Source organism: Yersinia sp. Marseille-Q5920 (assembly GCF_946902935.1).
In the GTDB taxonomy this organism is placed as follows: Bacteria; Pseudomonadota; Gammaproteobacteria; order Enterobacterales; family Enterobacteriaceae; genus Yersinia; species Yersinia rochesterensis.
Map to the genome: position 1 here is coordinate 353414 of NZ_CAMPQA010000002.1, position 25351 is coordinate 378764.

A 25351-nucleotide genomic window follows, 5' to 3' on the forward strand; every position below is an offset into this window, starting at 1 on the left:
GTACTGTGTTATACATCCCTAATACCCTATTTGTTTTCCTAAGTACTTTATGACTCGACTTCCTACGGCTAACCGCTTTTCACTACTCTAATTTACGAATATAAAGATTTTTTAAATCTATTAAATCTTGTGGATCCTTACCCGTAAACCCGCCCACGGTTGGCCGAATTAGGCGCACACTGACGCGATAGTATACTGGCACCATGGCAGAGTCTTTATCCAATAAGTTTTCAGCCTGTTGATATAACGCAGTGCGCACTTTGGCATCCGGGGCCGCTAATGTTTTGGCTAATAACGCATCAAACTCAGGATTCTTATAGAAAAAAGTATTATTACTGCTGTCCGATAACAACATATTAAGGAATGCCGTCGGCTCATTGTAATCACCACACCAGGTTGCTCTGGCAACATCAAATTGGCCTTGATGGCGACTTTCTAAAGAGGTTTTCCACTCTTGATTCTGCAAAGTGACAGTGGCACCGAGATTTTTTTGCCACATTGAGGCGGCAGCAATAGCCTGTTGTTTATTTTGATCTGAGGTGTTGTAGAGCAAATTAAACTTCAATGGATTCTCAGCATTGAAACCGGCCTCAGCGAGTAATTTCTTCGCTTCAGCATTCCGTTTTTCCTGAGCCCAACTGGCCCACTCGGGTAAAGCGAAATTACCGCCATCGGTAAATGTTGGGGTGAAACCATACGCAGGCATCTGCCCTTGCCCCATAATTTTGGTCGCAATAATGTCCCGATCTAGCGTTAATTTAATGGCAGCTCGAACCCTTGCATCCGTGAAAGGGGTTTTTTGATTATTAATCTCGTAATAAAAAGTACAAAGGTATGGGCTGACATGAACCTGCTCTGGCAGGTCTTTTTTCATTTTGGCAAACAAATTGGGGGGAATGGCGCTGTTGGTAATATCGATTTCACCGCTACGGTAGCGATTGATATCACTCACTTCAGAAGTAATGGGTAGAAAAGTCGCCTTATTGATGATGGTGTCTTTATTATTCCAATAAGTCGGGCTACGTTCGAGCACAATACGCTCGTTAACCACCCAGTCTTTTAATTTATAGGCACCATTACCGACAAAATTCTGTGGAAGCGTCCATTTATCGCCATATTTTTCAACGACATCACGCTTAACCGGTTTCATTGAAGTGTGTGACAGCATACTAATAAAATAAGGAACGGGTTCGGTCAAAGTGACTTGCAACGTCTTGGTATCTAATGCTTTCACGCCTAATTCATCTGGCTTTTTGACACCTTTTAGCACCGCATCAATATTCTCAATTTGGGCATACTGTAAATAACTGGCATAAGGAGAACCTATTTTAGGATTAGCCAGGCGCTGCCAGCTATAAACAAAATCCTGCGCAGTAACCGGCGTACCATCACTCCAGACCGCATTATCGCGCAGATGGAAAGTCCAGACTTTATAACCATTATTATCCCAATGGCTTGCAACAGCCGGAATGATATGGCCGTTAGCATCATTACTTACCAGCCCTTCTAATAGATTTAGAATAATATTGGTTTCAGGATTTCCCTCAACCTTATGCGGGTCTAAAGAGGCAACCTCAGAACCATTATTAATAGTAATACTCTGATCTAACGCTAATTCTACGCCCGGAAGAACGGTTGCAGCCATCGATCCCGCAGAGAATGACAAACCCAAAATAGTGCCAATTATTGCCAGTGGTCGCTGTTTAAACTTTATTTGCATTTCTAACCGCCCTTTTACGAGATTTGTGATGTTTTTCTCAAGGTTATGCGTCAATCTGCCGCCAACAACCACTAGCAATAACTATTCCAAAAATAAAAACCACGGTTCAGTTTCATTGAAAAAACAAGAAAACTCTCGTTAGGGAGTTGCCCGAAAGCTAACAGAACCCGAAATCTGACGCCAATAATTTTTACAGAAATGTTAAGCAATTCTCTTTTTTACTGAGTCAGTATCAGTAGTAATGCAGGATATTATCATCCAAGAAAACACATAAGCACATGAATTAATTGGTTATAAATGATAATATTTTTAACTTCACATCAAAAATTATGTTTAAAAACAGTGATAAGAAACATAAAGTTAACATTTTTATCATTGTTAGAATAAACGCCTACTCACTGCGTACTAATCACTAATAACATCTAGATAAATTCAGCACAAGCCCTACAGAATGATGTGAGCATTTTAACAACAAATAGCGTATTTAATTTAATCGGAAGGTTATCCAACCCTTTATTAAAGATGAATAAATAAGCCTTAAACCAAATTATTTGTTCAGAATATCTATTAGTGCAGCATTTGAGTGCAACAGATTAAATTTCCTGCATCATTTGCACCAAAATAACGCGCGGGGACTTAAATATCATGCTAATGGCAAGAAAAAAGCCACCGGTCATAAACCCGTGGCCTCTTAATGATGAGTTGTCTTATGAGGAGGTTAAAGCAATCCTGGGAAAATAGCCTTAATACCGGTAACAATGAATTCGATACCCAATGCCATCAGCAGTAAACCCATAATACGGGTAATAACGTTAATGCCGGTTTGACCGAGTAATCGAACCAATAGCGGCGCAGCCCGGAACAATAACCAACAACAAAAAGCAAACAGTGCAATTGCAACAGTTAACCCCAGCAGGTTCTGCCAACTGTGATAGCGAGAACTCCACACGATAGTTGAACTAATTGCCCCCGGCCCGGCCATTAATGGTAATGCCAATGGGACAACGCCAATACTTTCGCGTACTGCAGTTTCTGTTTTTTCCTGTTTATTCTGTTTATCTTCACCCAGTTTACCGCTGATCATCGACATGGCAATACTGACCACCAAGATGCCCCCGGCAATACGGAATGAATCAATAGAAATACCAAATATTTTCAGGATGGCATCCCCAAGGAACAGAGAGATCCATAAAATAATCGCCACTGACAGGTTAGCTGTCAGGTTAGTTTTATCCCGGCCCGCAGCTGCCTGATAACTTGTCATACTGATAAATACTGGCAAGATACCCACCGGGTTAACCAGTGCAAATAAGCCAACAAAAAACTTGATGTAACCTGAAAGGTCCAACAGGGATTGACTCACACATCACTCCGCGCAATTGCTCATAAATACATCACAGATATCAGGTCACTATACCTAATGTCCCGAGGCAACACATCTTACGGCTAAACCTTGGAAAATTCGCGGGCAAATAATGATGCCACCACACGCCGCAACTGGCCTCCACTGCTCACCCCCCTGACAACAGTTCTTTTCACTGAAAATCACCCTTAGGACAACCCCAAAGTAGATGTGCGCGCTAATGTAATAGAATTAGTCACAGGAATCCATGGAATAAACCCGCATTTAGGCGGGATAAATCTCCGCTGTCTAAAATAATCATTATTGTTAATATTCTGTGGCGTCAATGATGATTTAACGTCATGAATTGTCACTTTATTTACGCTAATGATAATTACTCTCAACTAATAATTGCTGAATGGTGTCAGCTTGCGGATTTTGTGATTTAAATCACGAAAATCAGTCTTAAGAATCGTTAAGCTCAGAGCCGTAGTAGAGTGAACCTTTAGCAAGAAATGGAGTATCTGGGTTGAAAAGAGTGTTTTTCTCCCACTTTATTCCTGGCGAACTTAAAGCTCTTTCAGTAAATCAGCGGTAAAGAATGAGAAAGTAAGATATAAAAACCATCTCTATTCGAGAGTACAGCACGGCTTAGCCTGTCTATACTCATTGCTTCAACAGCTCATTTACTAAAAGAGTTTAACATTATCAGGAGAGCATTATGGCTGTAACGAATGTCGCTGAACTTAACGAGCTAGTAGCACGCGTCAAGAAAGCCCAGCGCGAGTATGCCAACTTTACTCAAGAGCAGGTTGATAAAATCTTCCGTGCCGCAGCTCTGGCTGCAGCAGATGCCCGTATTCCTCTGGCCAAACTGGCTGTAGAAGAATCTGGCATGGGTATTGTGGAAGACAAAGTGATCAAAAACCACTTCGCTTCTGAATACATTTATAATGCATACAAAGATGAAAAGACTTGTGGCATTCTGGAAGAAGATAAAACCTTTGGTACTATCACTATCGCTGAACCAATCGGTTTGATTTGCGGTATCGTGCCAACGACCAACCCGACCTCTACCGCTATCTTCAAAGCATTGATTAGCTTGAAGACCCGTAACGGTATCGTATTCTCTCCACATCCACGTGCTAAAGACGCAACCAATAAAGCTGCAGATATCGTGCTTCAAGCCGCAATCGCCGCAGGTGCGCCAGCAGATATTATTGGTTGGATTGATGCCCCTACTGTTGAGTTATCTAACCAACTGATGCACCACCCAGACATTAACTTGATTCTGGCCACCGGTGGCCCAGGCATGGTTAAAGCTGCTTACAGTTCTGGTAAGCCTGCTATCGGTGTTGGTGCGGGTAACACGCCAGTTGTTGTTGATGAAACAGCCGATATCAAACGTGTTGTTGCCTCTATTCTGATGTCTAAAACCTTTGATAACGGCGTCATTTGTGCGTCTGAGCAATCTATCATTGTTGTTGACTCAGTTTATGATGCTGTTCGTGAGCGTTTTTCTTCCCACGGCGGCTACCTGTTACAGGGCAAAGAACTGAAAGCTGTTCAGGACATCATCCTGAAAAATGGTGGCCTGAACGCGGCTATCGTAGGTCAGCCAGCAACTAAAATTGCTGAAATGGCCGGCATCAAAGTTCCTGCTAATACTAAGATTCTGATCGGCGAAGTTAAAGTTGTTGATGAATCAGAGCCATTCGCTCACGAAAAACTGTCTCCAACACTGGCGATGTATCGTGCGAAGAGCTTTGAAGACGCTGTTGAAAAAGCAGAAAAACTGGTGGAAATGGGCGGTATAGGCCATACCTCTTGCCTGTATACAGACCAAGATAACCAGCCTGCGCGCGTTAAGTATTTCGGCGATAAAATGAAAACCGCCCGAATCTTAATCAATACCCCTGCCTCTCATGGTGGTATCGGTGACCTGTATAACTTCAAAGTAGCGCCATCTCTGACGCTGGGTTGCGGTTCTTGGGGTGGTAACTCCATCTCTGAAAACGTCGGTCCGAAACACTTGATCAACAAGAAAACTGTGGCTAAGCGAGCAGAAAACATGTTGTGGCATAAACTCCCGAAATCTATTTACTTCCGCCGTGGCTCCCTGCCTATCGCGTTGGAAGAAGTGGCAACTGACGGTGCAAAACGTGCCTTCATCGTGACTGACCGCTACCTGTTCAACAACGGTTATGCTGATCAAATCACCAGCGTACTGAAATCTCACGGTATCGAAACTGAAGTCTTCTTCGAAGTAGAAGCGGACCCTACCCTGAGTATTGTGCGCAAAGGTGCAGAGCAGATGAACTCCTTCAAACCAGACGTGATCATCGCGCTGGGTGGTGGTTCACCGATGGATGCTGCGAAAATCATGTGGGTCATGTACGAACACCCAGAAACCCACTTCGAAGAACTGGCATTACGCTTTATGGATATCCGTAAACGTATTTACAAGTTCCCGAAAATGGGCGTGAAAGCGAAAATGATCGCCGTAACCACCACATCAGGTACGGGTTCAGAAGTTACACCATTCGCGGTAGTTACCGACGATGCCACAGGCCAGAAATATCCATTGGCTGACTATGCATTGACTCCAGATATGGCAATCGTTGATGCCAACCTGGTTATGAATATGCCTAAGTCTCTGTGTGCGTTCGGTGGTTTGGATGCAGTGACCCATGCTCTGGAAGCTTATGTTTCTGTATTGGCGAACGAATACTCCGACGGCCAGGCTCTGCAAGCGCTGAAACTGCTGAAAGAATTCTTACCAGCCAGCTATCATGAAGGGGCAAAAAATCCGGTTGCACGTGAACGTGTTCACAACGCCGCGACTATTGCCGGTATCGCTTTTGCTAACGCCTTCTTGGGTGTCTGTCACTCAATGGCCCATAAACTGGGTTCTGAGTTCCACATTCCACACGGCTTGGCAAACGCCATGTTGATTTCTAACGTTATCCGCTATAACGCGAATGACAACCCAACCAAACAGACTGCATTCAGCCAGTATGACCGCCCACAAGCGCGTCGTCGTTATGCTGAAATTGCAGACCATCTGGGTCTGAGTGCTCCGGGCGACCGTACCGCACAGAAAATCCAGAAACTGCTGACTTGGTTAGATGAAATCAAAGCTGATTTGGGTATCCCAGCGTCAATCCGTGAAGCTGGCGTGCAAGAAGCAGACTTCCTGGCGAAAGTAGACAAACTGTCTGAAGATGCATTTGATGACCAGTGTACCGGTGCTAACCCGCGCTACCCACTGATCTCTGAGCTGAAACAGATCCTGATGGATACTTACTACGGCCGTGAATTCAGCGAAGAGCTGGATCATGAAGAAGTTGCAGTAGCCGCTCCAGCCCCAAAAGCTGAGAAAAAAGCCAAGAAGTAATTTCTATCTTAATGTGTAGTCTCACCGGTGGTGAGGCGAGCCACTGAAAGATATAACCCCCGACATCTGTTGGGGGTTTCTTTTTATATTCATCCAATGAATTTATACATAGTCTGCATACCATGCTTTACTCATTGCTTATAAATCCCCGACAACGGCGATTTATAGTTGCCCTTACCTCATTCACCTGCCCCATCAAATAAACTCACCACATCTCACCAGATGCGATTTACTGAGGGATATCGTCGGATTAATAACTTATAAAAATGAATAGCTCGATGTCATCCCACCAATGATACTCAATAAAATACCTTGGTCATTTATGACGCGGTCAGAAATAGAGGTTAGAGAGTATGAGTCATACGCATAAGCACAATGAATGAAGCTGTACGGTGCTATATAGTGTTAATAACGTAAAAAGTAACTACCCCACTGCCTTTAATAAAGGAGCCAGTGAGGTGTTCTCTGGGCCGTTAAGGATATTGAGAGAGGGAGGCAGCTTTGATGGCTTCTTTATAATGGCGTCGGCAAACAGAAACGTAGCTTTCATTCCCACCGATAACAACTTGTTCACCATCGTGAACAGCCCGGCCCTGTGCATCTAAACGTAACACCATATTAGCCTTACGCCCACAATGACAAATTGTCTTTAGCTCGACCAATTTGTCAGCCCACGACAATAAGTATTTACTGCCAGGGAATAACTCACCGAGGAAGTCAGTGCGTAAACCATAACACAGCACAGGGATATGCAATTCATCCACCACCTGGCACAATTCCTGAACCTGCTCTTTAGTCAAAAATTGGCACTCATCGAGTAAAATACAATGGACCGGACTTCCCTGATGCTCGGTGTTGATTATAGATAATAATGATGTCCCACTATTGTAAAGCAGGGCCTGTGAAGACAGACCAATACGCGAACTGACTGTTCCAACCCCAAAGCGATTATCAATCTCGGCTGTAAACACCAGAGTGCGCATACCACGCTCTTGGTAGTTATAAGAGGACTGCAATAGCGCTGTAGATTTACCTGCATTCATTGCTGAGTAATAAAAATAAAGTTGAGCCATGGGCCTGTAGCTCCAATAGTATAATAAATGGTCACATTGACAACATATACACAGTTTATCATAAATCCCAAGGTTTCGTGGAGCAGAGGTTCTCCTCTATATTACTGTTTTTTCTATTAAGTAATGAGATAACTAATGAAGTTGACAGAGCTTTGATGTGGAAATGCTTATGTATTATTAGCTAGGTTACATGACCCATTTCACAATATTGAGACAGTAAAAGTATTCTGTTTGAACATTAACCAGATTAGCGCGAGATGAAAGCAATAGTGTTTGATATGTAGGTCGCACGATTGGTACATTAATGATACGGGTAATGTGTTCTCATGATTAATTCGTAAATAGTGATAACAAATATTGCCGTGACCTGACAAAGCTTGGACTGCATGTTTTTTCTTACTCAATATTTCGTTGCGGCTATATCAATATCTCGGTGTTGTCGTGTGATCAGTTATTGTGCATCCCAACATGAGAAGTAACGTATTTTTGCTTTATTGATATAAAGCAAACTTATAACTTAGTGAGAAAATCATGCTCTCGAGCAAAATCATTAGTGAGTGAAACGAAAATTTACGTTAAAAACAGCTCAGATAATAACAAGTGCCCATCGTTTATTAGTAGTAAGCAGCAAGTTTTCGCTAATAAATACGTGAATTCGAGTATGCTAATCAAATTGGCTATTGCAGAAATTAAAATAGCACTCTATTATTATCCAGACGCCCCCCCACCAATTATAATTTGAGACCAGGACAATGAGCGAAGCGTTAAAAATTCTTAACAACATCCGTACTCTGCGTGCACAAGCGCGTGAATGCACTCTTGAAACTTTAGAAGAGATGCTGGAGAAACTCGAAGTGGTCGTTAATGAACGCCGCGAAGAAGACTCTCAAGCACAGGCAGAAATTGAAGAACGCACACGTAAATTACAGCAATACCGTGAAATGCTTATTGCAGATGGCATTGATCCAAATGAACTGTTGAATACTATTGCAGCTGCTAAAGCCGCAACTGGTAAATCAAAACGTGCTGCACGCCCTGCTAAATATCAGTACACAGACGAAAATGGCGATGTTAAAACCTGGACAGGCCAAGGCCGTACTCCAGCAGTGATTAAGAAAGCCATTGAAGATGAAGGCAAATCACTAGATGATTTCCTGCTGTAGTCGTAATAGTTAATTTACTATTGTGATAGAAATACCCTCCTATTATACGGGGGGTATTTTTTTGCGTTCTCTTTTAAGAGTCAAAACTCGTACTCCTCCAATGAATTACCCTATCTAACGGTTTACATCCAATCGGTAAACGACAGTCAATCTAAACATATCATTTTCAATAAATAACGTTCTGTTATCACTCTCAATGAGAGTCGATAAGAAGACTTCGCTAATTTATAACAATATAATAATCGCTATAATAGCCAAATCGACATTATCCTTTGTGATATAAGATAAATTTAGCGATAAGCCACTGTTATTGAATCAGATGAGGATTAGTGTTGGCTACACAAAAAGAACTCCTTTAATTTTGTACCCAACACATAAACCCACTTTTACCACTTATTGCGCACGATTAATCGAAGCACCACGGCCAATCCCGTAATAAGTAAAACCTTGTCTATTTAGACGCTCGGGATCGTACAAATTGCGCCCATCAAAAATAACGGGGTGTTTAAGGTGGGACTTGATCATCCCAAAATCAGGCGCCCTAAAATTCTGCCATTCAGTACAAATAATCAAAGCGTCAGCGCCTTGTAATGCTGACTCCTTTGTACCCATTAATTTTAAGTCGTCCCTGGCACCATAAATCCGCTGTGCTTCATCCATTGCCTCGGGGTCATAAGCTTGAATAGTCACACCGGCTTTCCACAATGACTCCATTAAAATCCGACTCGGAGCTTCGCGCATATCATCCGTATTGGGTTTAAATGCTAACCCCCAAAGAGCCAATGTTTTTCCCGCCAGTTGTGAGTTAAAGTGACGCAGAATAAATTCGACCAATTTAAACTTTTGCTCATTATTGATTTGCTCAACAGCCTGTAACAACTGAGGCTGATAACCACAACTTTCGGCTGTACGAATTAACGCCTGAATATCTTTGGGGAAACAAGAACCACCATAACCACAGCCAGAATAAATAAAATGGTAGCCAATGCGCGAGTCAGAACCAATGCCCTGTCTCACCTTTTCGATATCTGCGCCAAGACGTTCAGCGATATTAGCAATTTCATTCATAAAACTGATCTTAGTTGCCAACATGCCGTTTGCTGCATATTTCGTCAGTTCAGCACTGCGAATATCCATTATTAACATCCGGTCATGATTTCGATTAAATGGCTCGTATAACTCGCTAATTAAATCGATAACACCGTTATCATCAGTATCAATGCCGATAACGATGCGTTCTGGACGTTTACAGTCAGCGACTGCCGCCCCTTCTTTTAGAAACTCAGGATTTGAAACCACATTGAATGCTATTTTCTTCCCTCGTTGCTGTAGAACAGTTTGTATCATTTCTTGCACTTTATCCGCAGTCCCTACAGGGACGGTAGATTTATCGATAATAACTTTGGGAGTATCCATATATTTAGCAATGGTACTGGCAACGGCAAGCACATACTTTAGGTCAGCGGCACCATCTTCATCAGGAGGAGTGCCAACGGCTATAAATTGAATAGTGCCATGTGCTACACCAGCTTCTGCATCCGTGGAGAATTGTAGTCTACCACTCTCATAATTCTCTTTTACCAGTGGTGCTAATCCGGGTTCGAAAATAGCGATATGCCCTTTTCGTAGATCAGCAACTTTCTTTTCATCAATATCTATACACATAACATCATGGCCAACTTCAGCCAGGACAGCAGCCTGGACTAACCCGACATAGCCAATACCAAAAACCGTAACCTTCATTCAATCTATCCTCAAGTCAAAAATTCAATAAGGGGCGTGCTACAGGTCATTATCAGTAACTAACCTTAATTTAGCCTGAGGCGACGTATCTTATTGCCTGTAAAAATAAAGCAGGTTGAAAATTTTCAGATATAAGTAAGGAAGAAAGTATATCAACCGATAATTATTACATCTCGGTTATACACATCGATTGAAGCATATTGGGCTTATTTCACAGATTCGTTATAGAACCATTTATATTAAGATAGATGTAGTCGTAAACAAATGTGTCAATATATTGATTTATTAAACTCATTATTCTGTTTTCATAGCACGGCTGGCTCATCCGCGGACAGCATCAACCGTAACCGACTCCCTCCGCCCCAAATTTGGCACTGCCATGCAGCGCAACGCTGACTAATTTGATTTAAATGGGTTGTTTTTAATGTTCCTAAAGGCACGCCATTACTGAGTTGAATCTGATGTTTACCTGCATGGACATTGGCATGTAACCCAGCGGAAATCAGTATCAAATTTTGATGCTCCACATGGTAATAGCCCATCAGCAAAGGAAATTGCCCCTCTAAATGAGTACGTCTTAAGAGCTGATTAACTTGTTCGAGTAAAGATGACATCTGTGGTAGACGGTGTTGTTGATGTGCTAAATGCTCTTGAAGAATCCCATTAAATAATACCCTTAGCAATAAAGCGGCTAAAACGCCGTTATCTCCCGCCCGTGTAACATCAAGGCAGTAGAAAGCGACATCTTTGTCTGACAATGCTGCAATATCCAAGACTAACCCCGGTTTCTCAACCATGGTCAATTGCCGGTAGTTTATGCGGCAGTGAGCAATTGTTTGTTGTGCTGGAGGTTGGAGCTGCTTTAATAACTGAGCGGCATAATAAGGATTTTGGCGCAGCGCCTCCCAATCTTGAATAAGTTCAGTTTCTTCAATTGCATGGGAGGTAAATAATGCAGGATAAAGGCAGGCCAATACGGTTTCTCGCAAGCGTTTTAAGTCGACAATTGGCTTCAGCAAAACGTCTTTTACACCTAGACGCAGAACCTTAGCAATATCCGTCATTTTATCGGTTCCTGATATAACCAGAATGGGAATTTTCACCCCTTGAATGAGTAAACGCTCAACAAACTCTATCCCTCCCATCACTGGCATAGCCAGATCGCACAGTATCAGATCAGGAACCTGAGTTTTTAATCGTTCTAAAGCCACCAGTCCATTTTCCGCCTGGTGCACTGTCGCGCCGAGTGAACCTAAGAATTCCGCAATGACTGAGCGAAAAACTGTTTCGTCCTCAACGACTAAAATATTTTTACCTACTAGTGGTTTTTCCATGTACTGCTTCTCTTACTGACCTTAATGGTAATAGTGGCTCAAAATGATTGTTTGTGCTTGTCAGAAATTGTTATGCGCTATTTTGCCGACACCGACTTATGCTATCTGTGCTTTATCAGGGGATATAACTGTTCCGCGCACTTCTCCACGGCCAATTCTCCGGCAGCAATGGCTTCATCCGCACGGTGAAAATCCAACATTGATATTTGTGGACAATAAGGCTGAATAAGGACATCAGGAGGATCGCCGGCCATACGATTACGTTTCAATCGGTTTTCCAATACTTGTATCGACGTAGACATAATATCCATTGCGCTGGGTGCATTCTTTGGCGGGCTAGATGTTAGGTTCGTTATCCGTGCTTTCAAGCGCCGGTGCCAATTATCCGGGATCTCCGCAAGCTTGCTTTCAAGTGTTTGTGGAGAAAATATATCTTGCGCAATAAGATGTGCATCATGCTGCAAATCAACCGCAATAACGATATCAGCCCCCATAGCCCTGGCCAAAGAGATTGGAACCGGATTAACAACTGCACCATCAACAAGCCAATATCCCTCTAACAAAACAGGTGAGAATAACCCAGGCATACTGCACGATGCTCTGATAGCTTGCTTGATATCCCCCTCTGTAAGCCATAGCTCCCGACCAGTGGTTAAATTTGTTACCACGCACCCGAAAGGCAATGCGCATTCGGCGATATCTTGTACTTCAATAATTTCATTTACCACACTAAATACGCGCTTCCCATGCAGTAGCCCACCACGCCGCCACGAAAAATCCATCATTCGGATAACATCCCAGTATTTAAATGAGCGCACCCAGCATTCCATTACCTCCAGGTGATCACTGGCGTAAGCTGCACCAACTAATGAGCCAACTGAGCACCCAGCGACCACATCAATCTCTACGCCCATCTTTTTCAGTGCATTAATGACACCAATATGTGCCCATCCTTTAGCAGCGCCAGCTCCCAGTGCCAATCCAACCTTACTTTTTCTCATTGTGTTTCATCCATTTCGAATCACTTTGGCACATCCCCTACCCTGAAAAAGCAAATAAATGTAACGCCTCACACCCTGCACGTTGATAGTCAATTTAGTTGATATTAACCTTGCTGTAGCTAGGGAATAAAATGGGTATTTATTCTTTTACTTCACAGCCTTACTTATATAATTATAGTGAATATTTATTCTTCTGCTATTTTGATACAAATACTTTACATTTCATGGCTAAGATATAGCGCGGGGACGAAAAGACATACGATGAATATTGAAATATGCAAAATTGATCGGTTTATTTCTGAGATTGTTGCACTAATTAATCAATTAGATGCGTACCAATCTGCACTCTAGCCCGCAGAAAACAATCATGCGGAGCCTATAGAGCATATGGCTCAGATAAAAGCATATATTTATGTCGCGAAGTGGGAAGGCCGCATTATCGGATGCGCGATTCTGGTACTACATGGGGATAGCGCCCCTGAAGTTAAACGCATTTTTGTCACGCCAGATTGCCGAGGTCACGGTATTGCATCATTGCTGATAACCGCCCTATTTGACAAAGCTAATACTTTAAAAACAAAGGAAATTTATCTTGAAACGGGAGTATTCCAGCCTGAAGCAATATGCTTATATCAACGGCTAGGTTTTGAATTGACAACTCAACTCGGCCATTATGCCTATGATCCATTGAGTATATTTATGGTGAAAAAGTTATACCCCAATCAATGAGTAAAACATAAGAAACATATATGAAGGACATACAACTAATTTATTAATTATATTCTTTTAATTTTATTATCATCAACAGAAGATAAAAAGCAAAATAGCCACCTTAATGGTAGCTATTTAGAGTTAATATTCAGGATCACGCGCTCAACAGGCGAAATATCATCTGATAAAAACAAACACGAGAAACAGGTCATGCACAGTGCATTGTTACTTTATGGTCTGTCTGCAATAAGCTCAGAACCATCACCTATGAACCGAGTTTCGTCCAGAATATTATGAAGACTAATATATTAATAACGAAATAATTAACCGTTAATAGTACCGAATGAGACATTCATTTTTTCGAACATTGCGATAACTTTGTTAATCAGTTTCATGGCTAGCTCCAGTCATATCTTTATTTTTATGTGATACACATCACAGTTGTAAAGTTAATCCAAAATGAAACGGCGGTCAAGTATTTTTGTGAGTTAAGTCACAAAACTTATGATTACACTCGGTCTCTTACGAGGCTATCAGCTTTGAACCTCAACACATGATTAGGTAAGATACCCCCTATTCGCAACAGCTCGGCTTTGCTTGTGCTGATCTGCCGTTAATGAGTAACTCGCGGTGATCACGGCATATTGATTATTTTGGAGAAATTTTGTCAGAACAGTGTCCTTGCGGCAGTACACTTGAATATCAAGAATGTTGTGAACCTTATATTCTAGGTACTCTAGTTGCGGTTAACCCGGCGATATTGATGCGTTCCCGCTATAGCGCCTACGTGAAAAAGAATGTGGATTATCTGGTCAATACTTGGCATCCCGACTGCAATGCGCAAAAATGGCGTGATGGAATAATTCAAAGTTTTAATAATACGACATGGCACGGATTAACTGTCATTGCTGAAATCGAGAGTGATCGTGATGATGAAGCATTTGTTGAGTTTATCGCTCGTTTTTCTGATACAAACAATACCGATACAAACAATACTGATACAAATAGTACCCAGATAAGCTCCATGCATGAACGTTCTCGCTTCCTTCGCATAAATGAACACTGGTACTATATTGACGGAATCCGGCCATCTGTGGGTAGAAATGATGCATGCCCTTGTGGCTCGGGGAAAAAACATAAGAAATGCTGCGGGCGCTAACAGTAAGATCGGTCTCTTATTGGCCGTAACATCAAACAATTACATAACATCAAGTCATGTTAAGACAGGATTTACCACCTTATGCCACACCAGAATGTACAAAAGAAAGTGTTACGCACCATTTGCCCTGATGCCAAAGGTTTAATCGCAAAAATCACTAATATTTGCTACAAACACCAACTCAATATCGTGCAAAATAATGAGTTCGTCGATCATCTGACGGGTCGCTTTTTCATGCGTACAGAGCTTGAAGGTATTTTTAACGATACCACCTTGCTCGCCGATCTGGACGACGCATTACCGGAAGGGACTAATCGCGAGCTGCATACTGCTGGGCGTCGTCGCATTGTCATTATGGTCACCAAAGAAGCACATTGCCTGGGTGACTTATTAATGAAAAGCGCTTACGGCGGTCTGGATGTTGAGATTGCTGCCGTCATTGGCAACCATAGTGAATTACAGCATTTGGTCGAGCGTTTTGATATTCCGTTCCATCTTATTAGCCATGAAGGTTTGACCCGTGACCAGCATGATCAACTGTTGATTGAACAAATAGAACAATACCAGCCAGATTATGTTGTATTAGCAAAATATATGCGCGTGTTGACACCCGCTTTTGTGCAGCGCTTCCCATATCAGATTATTAATATTCATCACTCTTTTTTACCTGCCTTTATTGGTGCACGTCCTTACCATCAAGCTTACGAGCGAGGTGTGAAAATCATTGGTGCTACAGCGCATTATGTCAATGACAGCTTGGATGAAGGCCCAATTATTATGCAGGATGTGATTCATGTTGATCACTCATATACCGCAGAAGATATGATGCGTGCCGGGCGTGATGTCGAGAAAAACGTATTGAGCCGGGCGCTCTATCGTGTATTAGCACAGCGGGTTTTTGTTTACGGTAACCGAACTGTTATTTTGTAAATACACAATAAATCGATATTTTTTGTCCATATAATCATCGTCACGGACAAAAAAACATCGAACGAATTATTTTTTTCATTTCAAGTCTTTACAGCGGCGCTTCATTTGATATGATGCGCCCCGCTTACCAAGACAGTATTGTTAAGCAGATAGGCCAGTGGTGGGGTTCCCGAGCGGCCAAAGGGAGCAGACTGTAAATCTGCCGTCATCGACTTCGAAGGTTCGAATCCTTCCCCCACCACCATTTTTAACCTTAAACAGCAAGCTGATTCAGCATCAAGAGTTCAGATAAGCACTTAAGGGAAAGATGAGAGTCTTCAAAGGAATAGCACGGCCAAGTATCATTCATTAAATCACGAAATCAGTGGTGGGGTTCCCGAGCGGCCAAAGGGAGCAGACTGTAAATCTGCCGTCATCGACTTCGAAGGTTCGAATCCTTCCCCCACCACCATCTCCTCATAGTGTTTCTATTTTATAATCAATCAAATTATCCCGAATAGTTCCGATCAGGGATAAATTAATCATTTTCTCTGAAAAATAAATAACATTGTATGGTTATACCAAACTATAAATATAATCAATTAATCCATTTAGTACGCTTGAATGTGACCTTGATTTGTAAAAATACAGTTTGTTTTCATCTTGGAAATTAGCTAAGTTTATGAAATCCAATTTTGAATCACCATTAAAATTATCCATGATAGAGTCTGTAATACAGATATATCTACCTGAATAGATAAAATCCAAACAGCAAGCCAAGTTATCTACCTGTCTAACACTGACTTTATCATGTTGTTTTTTAACCAATTCCTCTAAATCCTTAACAAATTTACTTCTATATAATGTAGGATTACACAGCCACGTATTATTATGAAGGATATTTATTATATCTGGACTTTCATTAATTATATCTTTTCTGCCATAAATACCAAAGCCACTATCTGGGACTTCATTCAATAGTATAAATCTGTCACTGGGGATTTTTTCTGATGAGAGTATCAGCGAGTTTCCATCATAATCTCCAATCTCATCAATATTTTCATAATAAAATTTTATTATATTAGCTTGGATGTTATTTTTCTCAGCGACTTTATACAACTTCGTCAGCTTTTCACTTTTCCCCCAGTCGTAATAAATATTGATAACATTAGAAACATGACCAGTAAGATGTTTTTTGGTTATTTCTTTTTCTTGCTGATATAAATCTTTTAGATCATTATATAAAACCTCGCCATCCCGAGTTAAACTCATACCAAACTTTTCTCGTTTAAATAATTTTTTGCCTATTATGCTTTCAAAGTCTTTTATAGACTTTGCTACAGGGGGTGTAGTTCTATTCATTACTCTTGCAGCCTTACTCAGCGAACCATTTTCAACTACAGCCATAAAGGCTTCAAACTTACGAGATAGAAACATAATTCACCAATCCTTTGCTTTGCGTAAAAATTAATCAGAAAAAACAACAAGCATGCCTACGTGTATAATGCTAACTGTAGATATTCTTTGATATATAATAAAAAAAACACCCGTTGGATTTAGAATAATTTATAGATATATTATCAAAAATTATTGTCGCGTAGACACTAACGACGTGAAGTTACATTTTTTGCAATCAAAGTTTTGGCGATTTTGTGTATTATCACCCTAACATTACAAACATTTTTAACAGACAATCCGATGTAGATCTATGATATCAAATAACTATTTTTTATTCTCCTTGTTACAAAATCAGTTAATGCCATCAAATATGAAAAAATAAACGTCACTGCTAATATTTATAATTGACAAAATAGTTAATATTTGCAGGAACTTTTTTTGCAGCTGAATCCATTTTCCCACACAAGGAGAAGAGTGAGATAAACCAATAGATTCTCATGATGATAATCACCGCGAGAATATGACAATAAATTTATGATGATTTGAAAAATACGAAAATAACTCTATAGTGATTAATGCTATAAATAATACCAGTGAAAAGTAAATCTATATTTAACCCCAGTGAAACTTAATGGTGAATAATATAGTTATTTTTTTCACCTTATATAGGATCAGTAATCTATTTTTTTAAATATTTTTTCTTTCAGTGATTTTTCATTGTTTAATTTTTATAATAGCCTAGAGGCATTCTCTTATTATGGATTACATTTTCATTCGGTATCTGCTAATATTCGGAATCATTTCTAGCGAACATACGGTGCTGACCATGAAGTTTGTCTCTTTTAATATCAATGGCCTACGTGCTCGACCACATCAACTGGCTGCAATAATCGAACAACATCAACCCGATGTTATTGGGCTTCAAGAAACAAAAGTACATGATGATATGTTTCCGCTTGAAGAGGTCAGTCAACATGGTTATCACGTCTATTATCATGGACAAAAAGGCCATTACGGCGTTGCATTGTTAACCAAGAATGAACCCTTGGCCGTACGACGCGGTTTTCCTACCGATGAAGAAGATGCGCAGCGCCGTATTATTATGGCTGACATTGCGACACCGCAAGGTCCTTTAACCGTGATTAATGGCTATTTCCCTCAAGGAGAAAGCCGTGACCACCCCACAAAGTTTCCTGCTAAAGAGCGTTTTTATGCTGACTTACAGCAGTATTTGGAGCAGCAACTGTCATCTGATGCCCAAGTACTGATTATGGGAGATATCAATATCAGTCCAACAGATTTGGATATTGGTATTGGCGAAGAGAGTCGCAAACGCTGGTTGCGTACGGGCAAGTGTTCATTCCTGCCTGAAGAACGTGCATGGCTGGAGCGTTTACAAAATTGGGGGCTAGTGGATACATTCCGTGCAGCAAATCCTGATTGTAATGACCAATTTTCATGGTTTGATTATCGTTCGCGTGGTTTTGACGAAAATAGAGGCTTACGCATAGATTTATTATTGGCGAGCCACCCTCTGGCAGCTCGCTGCATTGCCACAGGTATTGATTACGATATTAGAAGCATGGAAAAACCCTCAGACCACGCTCCAGTATGGTCTGAATTCGCACTCTAATAACGCCAGATTTTGCTATGCCCTATTTGCTTATAGGGCACATCTAAACGAAATAAATAAACCACTGTAGTCAGGCAAATAAAAATGATTGATGTCGTCGCGGGGATTATTGAACGGAACGGTAAAATTTTATTGGCGCAACGTGATTTACATCGCGACCAGGCGGGTTTATGGGAATTCCCTGGCGGGAAAGTCGAGGCTGGAGAAAGCCAACCGCAAGCATTGATACGCGAACTTGCCGAAGAGTTAAATATTGACGCGGTGATAACCCAATATATTGCGACTAATCAGTGGGATTCACCGAAAGGCATCATTCGACTGCATGCCTGGCACATTGAAAGCTTCTATGGTGAGCCTGTTTTACATTGCCACTCTGCCCTCGTCTGGCTAATGCCAGAGGATGTTCATAACTACCCTCTGGCACCCGCCGACATTCCATTATTAGAAGCTTTTATCCGCCAAAAAAAGTAATTAGCTATCGGGTTAATCTTTTCCAGATCAATGGGTTAGTTCCGATCACATTAGGGTCCCGCACACATTGTAAAACTTCACCCTCAACCCGCAATACTGCACCTTCCGAATAGTTTTGATTTTGATAAATACAGCAACGGGTACACGGATTACTGTTGCGATTTGATGAGTTATTCCAAACTTCGGGAGGTAAAGGAACGACGACATCAACATTATTCCGGTTTGCCAAAACCTGGCCAGAAATAAGTGTGGCAAACCCCATGCACCCTAGCATTACCCATATTTTCATGACTTAGTCTCCTTGGTTTTGGTCGGCGTTTTCTTGCGTTTCTTTATCGCCCCTGTAGGAGCGGCTGGCAACCCACGAAAAACCTGAGGCGACCGATTTTGTTTTGCCTGACTGATTAAATCCTGCAATGTGGCCACCAGCGGTTGCATAAAATCCTGATAGCGACAGTTTTTTTCACTGATTTGCGTCAGTGTTGATTCCCAATGAGCCGTCATATCGGGCCGAGCAGCGATATCGGGTAATGCATGAATTAATGCTCGTCCTGCCGGGCTGGCATGAATATAACGGCCTTTCTTAAACAAAAAAGTTCGTTTGAACAGTAGTTCAATAATCCCTGCTCGTGTGGCTTCCGTTCCTAAACCATCGGTAGCGCGTAATACTTTTTTCAGTTCTTTATCCTGCACAAAACGGGCAATGCCGGTCATGGCTGATAATAAACTGGCATCAGTAAATGGCCGCGGCGGCTGGGTCTGGCGTTCAACAACTTCGCCACGTTCACACAGTAACTCAGCGCCTTTCTCAACCACCGGCAATGGCGCGCCTTCATTCTCTTCATCCCGCTCTTTACTGCCAAGCAAGGTACGCCAACCTGCCTCCGCCAGAAAACGAGCTTTGGCGATAAACTTACCGCCTGCAATATCCAGTTCAATAACACATTTTCGAAATTGCGCATCAGGACAAAACTGCATCAAATATTGCTGCGCGACTAATCGGTAAACTTTGCTCTCATCGGCCGTCAAATTCACTTTGCTGGCGCGCGCTGTTGGAATAATCGCGTGGTGAGCATCGACTTTTTTGTCATCCCAACAGCGGTTACGCCGGTCACTGTCCATCACTTCCAGCGGCAAAAGGTCTGCCTGATGAATACTGATAGCATTGAGCACTGAATGACGTCCGGCAAAATGTTCTTCTGGTAGGTATCGGCAATCCGAGCGCGGGTAGGTAATCAATTTGTGCGTTTCATATAATCGCTGGCAAATATCCAGCACTTGTTGCGCGCTCAATCCGAATCGTTTTGCCGCCTCAATTTGCAAAGTAGAAAGAGAGAATGGCAACGGGGCGGTTTCTGATTCCCGTTTATCATTATAGGACGTTACAACCGCTGGCTGACCTGTTATGCGGTTAACGACGTGTTCTGCCAGTGGGCGATGTAACAAGCGCCCTTCTTCATCCTGATAGGATTCACAAGAATCACTCGGTTGCCATAACGCCACAAAACGTTCATCAGCCGGCGTGACGATATGGGCTTTTACCTCAAAAAAATCTTTGGCGACAAAATCTTCAATTTCTTCATCGCGGCGTACCACTAGCCCTAATACCGGCGTCTGAACACGGCCAACCGACAGCACGCCATCATAGCCTGCATTGCGCCCAAGAATAGTATAGGCGCGAGTCATATTGATGCCATATAGCCAGTCGGCTCTGGCTCGGGCCAATGCTGAAACACAAAGCGGGATAAACTCACGGTTGTAACGCAAACGTTCTACCGCGCGCACCACAGCCTGCGGGTTTAAGTCATTAATCAAACACCGGCGTACGTTTTGCCGCTTTTCTGCCGCTAAATCGAGGTAATCCAAGACTTCATCAACTAAAAGTTGACCTTCGCGATCAGGGTCACCCGCATGAACGACTTCATCGGCTTGTTGCAACAATTGTTTGATAACATTCAATTGTTTACTCACCGAGGGGCGCGGCTGCAATCGCCATTTTTCAGGAATAATCGGTAAATCCGCTAATGACCAACGCGCATAGCGGCTGTCGTAAGCATCGGGTTGAGCTTGTTCCAATAAATGACCAACACACCAGGTCACCATTTGATCATTACCACAGGCAATGAATCCATCACCCCGACGATGCGGTTTTGGCAAAATATCCGCTATCGCCCGTGCCAGACTGGGCTTTTCGGCAATAAAAAGTCGCATCATTTACCGCGCGAATGCATCAAAAAAAAGGGCAGCAAAGGAAAAATCATTCTGTTATCTCAATCAGTGCTCGACGACTATCCACCGTAGCTAACTCGCCAATAGCACTGAGCACCAAGTCATGTTGAGCTGCAATTTCATGTACTTGCGCCTCAGCTTCTGGTAAGACCGCTAACAGCAAGCCGCCGGATGTCTGCGGGTCACAGAGTAAACTCTTCTGTAAATCGGACATTTTGCCAATCAGATGACCATAACTGTCAAAGTTGCGGCCAGTTCCCCCCGGAACACACCCCGCCGCAATATATTCTTCAACCGCCGGTAAACGCGGGATAGCCGAAAAATGCAATGTCGCCTGGACACCTGACCCCTGACAAATCTCACTTAAATGGCCCAGCAAGCCGAACCCTGTCACATCTGTCATGGCAGTGACCCCGGGAATATGCGCAAAGTCAGCACCAGACTTGTTCAACTGGCACATGGTTTTGGTTGCAACCCCTTGATGCTCCGGCCGTAATTGACTTTTTTTCTCGGCCGTGGTTAGGATGCCAATCCCCAATGGTTTGGTGAGAAACAGTTTACATCCTGCTTTTGCGGCACTGTTTTTCTTCACGTGGTCAGTGCCGACAATACCGGTGACAGCCAAACCGAAAATAGGCTCCGGTGCATCAATAGAGTGCCCACCCGCGAGCGAAATCCCTGCCTGTTGGCAAACATATCGCCCACCTTCAATGACTTGCTGAGCAACTTCGGGGGCCAGTTTATCAATTGGCCACCCCAAAATTGCAATAGCCATAATCGGTTTGCCGCCCATGGCATAAATATCACTGATGGCATTAGTCGCGGCAATGCGCCCGAAATCAAAGGGATCGTCGACGATCGGCATAAAAAAGTCGGTGGTGCTGATAATACCGACCCCATTACCAATATCATAAACAGCAGCATCATCACGGGTCTCATTGCCCACCAGCAGGCGAGGATCGAGGAATTTTTCCTGCTCCGAATGTAAAATTTTATCCAAAACTTTGGGCGAAATTTTGCAACCGCAACCCGCTCCATGGCTGTATTGAGTAAGACGTATCGCTGGCGATGTCATGGCACTCTCCCATCTGATGATTCAGTAATAACCAGTTTAAAGATATATATACCCTAAATAATTCGAGTTACAGGAAGGCGGCAAGCGAGAGAACCCGATGAGCTTACATGAGTAAGTGATTCGGGTAATTGAACGTAGCCAACACACATGGAACTTGAAGTATGACGGGTATATGCATCCATGGTGTCTATGGTAGCGCCTATAGCTTAGCTTAGTAAGTAGAGAGCCGCGGTCGGGCAGATAGGTTGGTCACAAAGCGGGCGAAAACGCAGCTTATTGCCGATAAAAGCGACAGGCTGCGCAGTTTCGCATAGTAAATTTCAGAAATAGCGGACAAAAGTCGAGTAATCTGGCGGCGTTACTTTGGTCGCTGATTTCAATTGCGGTGTCCCCAAATACAGGAAACCGACGATTTCATCTTGTTCACGGCAAGCAAACCCCTGACGAACAACAGGATGGTGCGTCCAGGAGCCGGTGCGCCAAATACCATTGAACCCTTGAGCCAGAGCCGCCATCTGCATCGCTTGCACCGCGCAACCGGCAGAAACGATTTGTTCCCAATTAGGGACTTTCGGGTTTTCTGTGACATGGGCAATAACAGTAATGATTAATGGCGCGCGGAAAGGAGCCAGTCTTGCTTTCTCCAACACCGCATCATCAGAGCCATCGTGCTTGACCGCATCCTGTAGCAATTGGCTAAAGCGTTCCAGCCCTTTATCTTGGATTAAAACAAAGCGCCATGGCTGGAGTGTGCCATGATCGGGCGCCCGCATTCCTGCATGAATAATGTGATCCAATACCTCGCCTGCTGGGGCTGGAGCGGCTAAGCGCGACGCCGAGCGGCGATTAAGTAACAGTTCCAATGCATCCATCATTTTCTCCTGATAACGATTTTCATTTTCAGCAAGGTAGCATAAGTTGTCGTTTTGTTACCAGTGCTGACCTATTAGCTAAGCTTCTCGATGATTTAAAGCTGACTTTTGTTCGTCAGGTCATTAGGATAACTGTACTTGCCCGGTTTTGTTGGAGATAACATGCGCACTTTGTGGCGAATTATTGCTGGTTTTTTCAAGTGGACCTGGCGTCTGCTGAATTTTGCCAGAGAGTTTATTCTTAATCTTTTCCTGATACTGCTGATTTTGGTCGGTGTCGGTGTTTACCTTCAGTTCCAAAGTAAGCCGACAGAGCCAGTTAAAGGCGCGCTGTTAGTGAATTTAACGGGTGTCGTGGTCGATCAGCCCGCGGTTAATAATAAACTGCGTCAATTAGGGCGTGAGTTCTTAGGCGCATCGAGCAATCGTCTACAGGAAAACTCCCTGTTTGATATTGTCGAAACCATCCGTCTGGCAAAAAATGATAATAATATTACTGGCTTGGTGTTATCACTGAGTGACTTTACCGGTGCTGATCAGCCCTCTCTACAATATATTGGGAAAGCACTGCGGGAGTTCCGTGATTCGGGCAAACCCATTTATGCTATTGGCGATAGTTATAATCAAACTCAATACTATTTAGCCAGCTTTGCCAATAAGATCTATCTGTCCCCACAAGGGGCGATCGATCTGCATGGGTTTGCCAGCAATAATCTGTATTACAAATCGTTACTGGAAAAACTCAAAGTCACCACCAATATCTTCCGTGTCGGCACCTATAAATCGGCGGTAGAGCCGATGATTCGTGATGATATGTCGCCGGCTGCACGGGAAGCAGACAGCCGTTGGATTGGCGGTCTATGGCAAAATTATCTGACGGCGGTTTCCGCTAACCGGCAATTAACCCCAGAACAATTATTCCCAGGGGCTGCGGGGGTTATCAGTGGTTTACAGGCCGCTGGCGGTTCTCCGGCGCAATATGCACTGGCGAGCAAACTGGTTGATCAATTAGCCACACGTCCGGACGTGGAAAATGAGTTGGTTAAAGCCTTTGGCTGGGATAAGAAAAGTAACGATTTCAACTATGTCAGCATTTATGACTACCAACCGACACCAACCCCACAACAAGGCGAGCAGATAGCGGTTCTCTTTGCTAATGGCGCGATTATGGATGGCCCACAGACCCCTGGGAATGTTGGCGGTGATGCTCTGGCGGCGCAAATTCGTCAGGCGCGTTTGGATCCAAAAATTAAAGCTGTTATCTTGCGGGTAAACAGCCCAGGCGGTAGCGTGAGCGCCTCTGAACTGATTCGCTCTGAATTAGCGGCGTTACGTGCAGCCAATAAACCATTAGTGGTATCAATGGGCGGTATGGCCGCCTCAGGTGGGTATTGGATCTCAACCCCAGCTAACTATATCATCGCTAACCCAAGCACCTTGACCGGCTCGATTGGTATTTTCGGGGTGATTAATACTTTCCAAAATACACTGGAAAGCATTGGCGTGCATACCGACGGTGTCGCGACTTCACCACTGGCGAATATTTCTGTGACCAAAGACTTGCCGCCTGAGTTCTCTCAGATGATGCAAATCAATATCGAAAATGGTTATAAAACCTTTATTGATTTGGTTGCGACTGCCCGCCACAAAACGCCAGAGCAAGTTGACCAAATCGCGCAGGGCCATGTGTGGATTGGGCTGGATGCCAAAAATAATGGTCTGGTAGATCAACTGGGTGACTTTGATGACGCCGTTAAGAAAGTGGCTGAGCTGGCACAACTGAAAACCTGGCAACTGAACTGGTTTGTTGATGAACCAAGCCTCAGTGATTTGATTTTCGGTCAAATGAGCGCATCAGTACAGGCGATGTTGCCTGCTGCAATTCAAGCCTGGTTGCCTGCGCCTATTTCCGCAATGGCGCAAGCGGTGAAAGATCAACCCAATTTATTAAATACACTCAATGACCCGCAGAATCGCTATGTTTTATGTCTAACATGCGGTGATGTGCGCTAGTCAATTGAGTAAATAGTAGATAAATACTCTGCCCGGCACCCGCCGGGCTTTTTTTCCTCGCCAGTCGCCCTATAATTCATCTATCTCATTTTGTACTATTTTTTAGGC

The 25351-nt window shown here is 43.0% G+C and carries 19 protein-coding genes and 2 tRNA genes; 10 read left to right on the top strand and 11 right to left on the bottom strand.

Features of this window, described 5'->3' with window-relative positions; all coding sequences use genetic code 11:
* Positions 1–82: 82 nt before the first annotated feature.
* Complete coding sequence (locus OVO64_RS04265; RefSeq protein ID WP_050291749.1) at positions 83–1720, bottom strand: ABC transporter substrate-binding protein; 1638 nt, start codon at positions 1718–1720, stop codon at positions 83–85.
* A 718-nt stretch (positions 1721–2438) separates the two neighbouring features.
* Positions 2439–3083: a YchE family NAAT transporter gene (locus OVO64_RS04270; protein ID WP_004708395.1), complete on the bottom strand. Its 645-nt coding sequence runs from the start codon at positions 3081–3083 to the stop codon at positions 2439–2441.
* A gap of 700 nt (positions 3084–3783) precedes the next feature.
* Here OVO64_RS04270 and adhE point away from each other — a divergent pair.
* The gene (gene adhE, locus OVO64_RS04275; RefSeq protein WP_038633211.1) at positions 3784–6459 is read left to right on the top strand and encodes a bifunctional acetaldehyde-CoA/alcohol dehydrogenase; all 2676 of its coding nucleotides are present in this window, start codon (positions 3784–3786) and stop codon (positions 6457–6459) included.
* Between the two features lie 473 nt (positions 6460–6932).
* Here adhE and OVO64_RS04280 read toward each other — a convergent pair whose 3' ends face one another.
* Positions 6933–7532 (bottom strand): thymidine kinase, encoded by a 600-nt coding sequence (locus OVO64_RS04280; protein WP_038633214.1) that lies wholly within the window; start codon positions 7530–7532, stop codon positions 6933–6935.
* A gap of 752 nt (positions 7533–8284) precedes the next feature.
* Between OVO64_RS04280 and hns the strand changes: the two genes are divergently transcribed.
* On the top strand, positions 8285–8695 hold the full coding sequence (gene hns, locus OVO64_RS04285) for a histone-like nucleoid-structuring protein H-NS (protein ID WP_004390904.1): 411 nt from the start codon (positions 8285–8287) through the stop codon (positions 8693–8695).
* Between the two features lie 393 nt (positions 8696–9088).
* Here hns and OVO64_RS04290 read toward each other — a convergent pair whose 3' ends face one another.
* The 3 genes from OVO64_RS04290 to rssA form a co-directional block, all read right to left on the bottom strand.
* On the bottom strand, positions 9089–10438 hold the full coding sequence (locus OVO64_RS04290; RefSeq protein ID WP_145509397.1) for a UDP-glucose dehydrogenase family protein: 1350 nt from the start codon (positions 10436–10438) through the stop codon (positions 9089–9091).
* Positions 10439–10743: 305 nt separating this feature from the next.
* A complete protein-coding gene (gene rssB / locus OVO64_RS04295) occupies positions 10744–11772 on the bottom strand; it encodes a two-component system response regulator RssB (protein ID WP_145510248.1) in 1029 nt (342 codons plus the stop codon).
* Between the two features lie 101 nt (positions 11773–11873).
* Entirely contained in the window at positions 11874–12773 is a 900-nt protein-coding gene (rssA, locus tag OVO64_RS04300) for a patatin-like phospholipase RssA (protein WP_038633223.1), read from the bottom strand.
* A 387-nt stretch (positions 12774–13160) separates the two neighbouring features.
* Here rssA and OVO64_RS04305 point away from each other — a divergent pair, with 387 nt between their 5' ends.
* From OVO64_RS04305 to OVO64_RS04325, 5 genes are all read left to right on the top strand, one after another.
* Positions 13161–13502 carry a GNAT family N-acetyltransferase gene (locus OVO64_RS04305; protein ID WP_186377481.1) on the top strand — a complete coding sequence of 114 codons (342 nt, stop codon included), beginning with the start codon at positions 13161–13163 and terminating at the stop codon, positions 13500–13502.
* A 646-nt stretch (positions 13503–14148) separates the two neighbouring features.
* The gene (locus tag OVO64_RS04310) at positions 14149–14643 is read left to right on the top strand and encodes a YchJ family protein (RefSeq protein WP_038633230.1); all 495 of its coding nucleotides are present in this window, start codon (positions 14149–14151) and stop codon (positions 14641–14643) included.
* Positions 14644–14724: 81 nt separating this feature from the next.
* Positions 14725–15573: a formyltetrahydrofolate deformylase gene (gene purU, locus OVO64_RS04315; RefSeq protein ID WP_038633234.1), complete on the top strand. Its 849-nt coding sequence runs from the start codon at positions 14725–14727 to the stop codon at positions 15571–15573.
* Between the two features lie 159 nt (positions 15574–15732).
* Positions 15733–15817 (top strand) — tRNA-Tyr (locus OVO64_RS04320).
* Positions 15818–15939: 122 nt separating this feature from the next.
* Positions 15940–16024, top strand: a tRNA-Tyr gene (locus OVO64_RS04325).
* A gap of 104 nt (positions 16025–16128) precedes the next feature.
* On the opposite strand, the gene OVO64_RS04330 is transcribed toward OVO64_RS04325, so the two are convergent.
* Positions 16129–16989, bottom strand: a complete 861-nt coding sequence (locus OVO64_RS04330; protein WP_038633237.1) for a LysR family transcriptional regulator — start codon at positions 16987–16989, stop codon at positions 16129–16131.
* 787 nt (positions 16990–17776) lie between these two features.
* Between OVO64_RS04330 and xthA the strand changes: the two genes are divergently transcribed.
* Together xthA and OVO64_RS04340 are read left to right on the top strand one after the other, a co-directional pair.
* Positions 17777–18583, top strand: a complete 807-nt coding sequence (xthA, locus tag OVO64_RS04335; protein WP_038633240.1) for an exodeoxyribonuclease III — start codon at positions 17777–17779, stop codon at positions 18581–18583.
* 84 nt (positions 18584–18667) lie between these two features.
* Complete coding sequence (locus tag OVO64_RS04340; RefSeq protein WP_050291750.1) at positions 18668–19054, top strand: pyrimidine (deoxy)nucleoside triphosphate diphosphatase; 387 nt, start codon at positions 18668–18670, stop codon at positions 19052–19054.
* Positions 19055–19058: 4 nt separating this feature from the next.
* On the opposite strand, the gene OVO64_RS04345 is transcribed toward OVO64_RS04340, so the two are convergent.
* From OVO64_RS04345 to OVO64_RS04360, 4 genes are all read right to left on the bottom strand, one after another.
* Positions 19059–19343 carry a DUF1496 domain-containing protein gene (locus OVO64_RS04345; protein ID WP_038633246.1) on the bottom strand — a complete coding sequence of 95 codons (285 nt, stop codon included), beginning with the start codon at positions 19341–19343 and terminating at the stop codon, positions 19059–19061.
* Positions 19340–21265, bottom strand: a complete 1926-nt coding sequence (locus tag OVO64_RS04350) for a DNA topoisomerase III (RefSeq protein ID WP_186377449.1) — start codon at positions 21263–21265, stop codon at positions 19340–19342. The genes OVO64_RS04345 and OVO64_RS04350 overlap by 4 nt, the downstream gene beginning before the upstream one ends.
* Positions 21266–21311: 46 nt before the next feature.
* Positions 21312–22358: a selenide, water dikinase SelD gene (selD, locus tag OVO64_RS04355; protein WP_038633252.1), complete on the bottom strand. Its 1047-nt coding sequence runs from the start codon at positions 22356–22358 to the stop codon at positions 21312–21314.
* A gap of 320 nt (positions 22359–22678) precedes the next feature.
* Complete coding sequence (locus OVO64_RS04360) at positions 22679–23230, bottom strand: NAD(P)H nitroreductase (protein ID WP_145509997.1); 552 nt, start codon at positions 23228–23230, stop codon at positions 22679–22681.
* Positions 23231–23392: 162 nt separating this feature from the next.
* Here OVO64_RS04360 and sppA point away from each other — a divergent pair, with 162 nt between their 5' ends.
* Positions 23393–25243, top strand: a complete 1851-nt coding sequence (gene sppA, locus OVO64_RS04365; protein WP_038633258.1) for a signal peptide peptidase SppA — start codon at positions 23393–23395, stop codon at positions 25241–25243.
* Positions 25244–25351 lie beyond the last annotated feature (108 nt).

Coding starts and splice junctions, on each gene's coding strand:
- OVO64_RS04340 (WP_050291750.1), top strand. CDS start 18,668: ATGATTGATGTCGTCGCGGGGATTATTGAACGGAACGGTAAAATTTTA.
- OVO64_RS04350 (WP_186377449.1), bottom strand. CDS start 21,265: ATGCGACTTTTTATTGCCGAAAAGCCCAGTCTGGCACGGGCGATAGCG.
- rssB (WP_145510248.1), bottom strand. CDS start 11,772: ATGGAAAAACCACTAGTAGGTAAAAATATTTTAGTCGTTGAGGACGAA.
- hns (WP_004390904.1), top strand. CDS start 8,285: ATGAGCGAAGCGTTAAAAATTCTTAACAACATCCGTACTCTGCGTGCA.
- OVO64_RS04360 (WP_145509997.1), bottom strand. CDS start 23,230: ATGGATGCATTGGAACTGTTACTTAATCGCCGCTCGGCGTCGCGCTTA.
- xthA (WP_038633240.1), top strand. CDS start 17,777: ATGAAGTTTGTCTCTTTTAATATCAATGGCCTACGTGCTCGACCACAT.
- OVO64_RS04330 (WP_038633237.1), bottom strand. CDS start 16,989: ATGTTTCTATCTCGTAAGTTTGAAGCCTTTATGGCTGTAGTTGAAAAT.
- OVO64_RS04265 (WP_050291749.1), bottom strand. CDS start 1,720: ATGCAAATAAAGTTTAAACAGCGACCACTGGCAATAATTGGCACTATT.
- rssA (WP_038633223.1), bottom strand. CDS start 12,773: ATGAGAAAAAGTAAGGTTGGATTGGCACTGGGAGCTGGCGCTGCTAAA.
- purU (WP_038633234.1), top strand. CDS start 14,725: ATGCCACACCAGAATGTACAAAAGAAAGTGTTACGCACCATTTGCCCT.
- OVO64_RS04305 (WP_186377481.1), top strand. CDS start 13,161: ATGGCTCAGATAAAAGCATATATTTATGTCGCGAAGTGGGAAGGCCGC.
- OVO64_RS04345 (WP_038633246.1), bottom strand. CDS start 19,343: ATGAAAATATGGGTAATGCTAGGGTGCATGGGGTTTGCCACACTTATT.
- sppA (WP_038633258.1), top strand. CDS start 23,393: ATGCGCACTTTGTGGCGAATTATTGCTGGTTTTTTCAAGTGGACCTGG.
- selD (WP_038633252.1), bottom strand. CDS start 22,358: ATGACATCGCCAGCGATACGTCTTACTCAATACAGCCATGGAGCGGGT.
- OVO64_RS04280 (WP_038633214.1), bottom strand. CDS start 7,532: ATGGCTCAACTTTATTTTTATTACTCAGCAATGAATGCAGGTAAATCT.
- adhE (WP_038633211.1), top strand. CDS start 3,784: ATGGCTGTAACGAATGTCGCTGAACTTAACGAGCTAGTAGCACGCGTC.
- OVO64_RS04290 (WP_145509397.1), bottom strand. CDS start 10,438: ATGAAGGTTACGGTTTTTGGTATTGGCTATGTCGGGTTAGTCCAGGCT.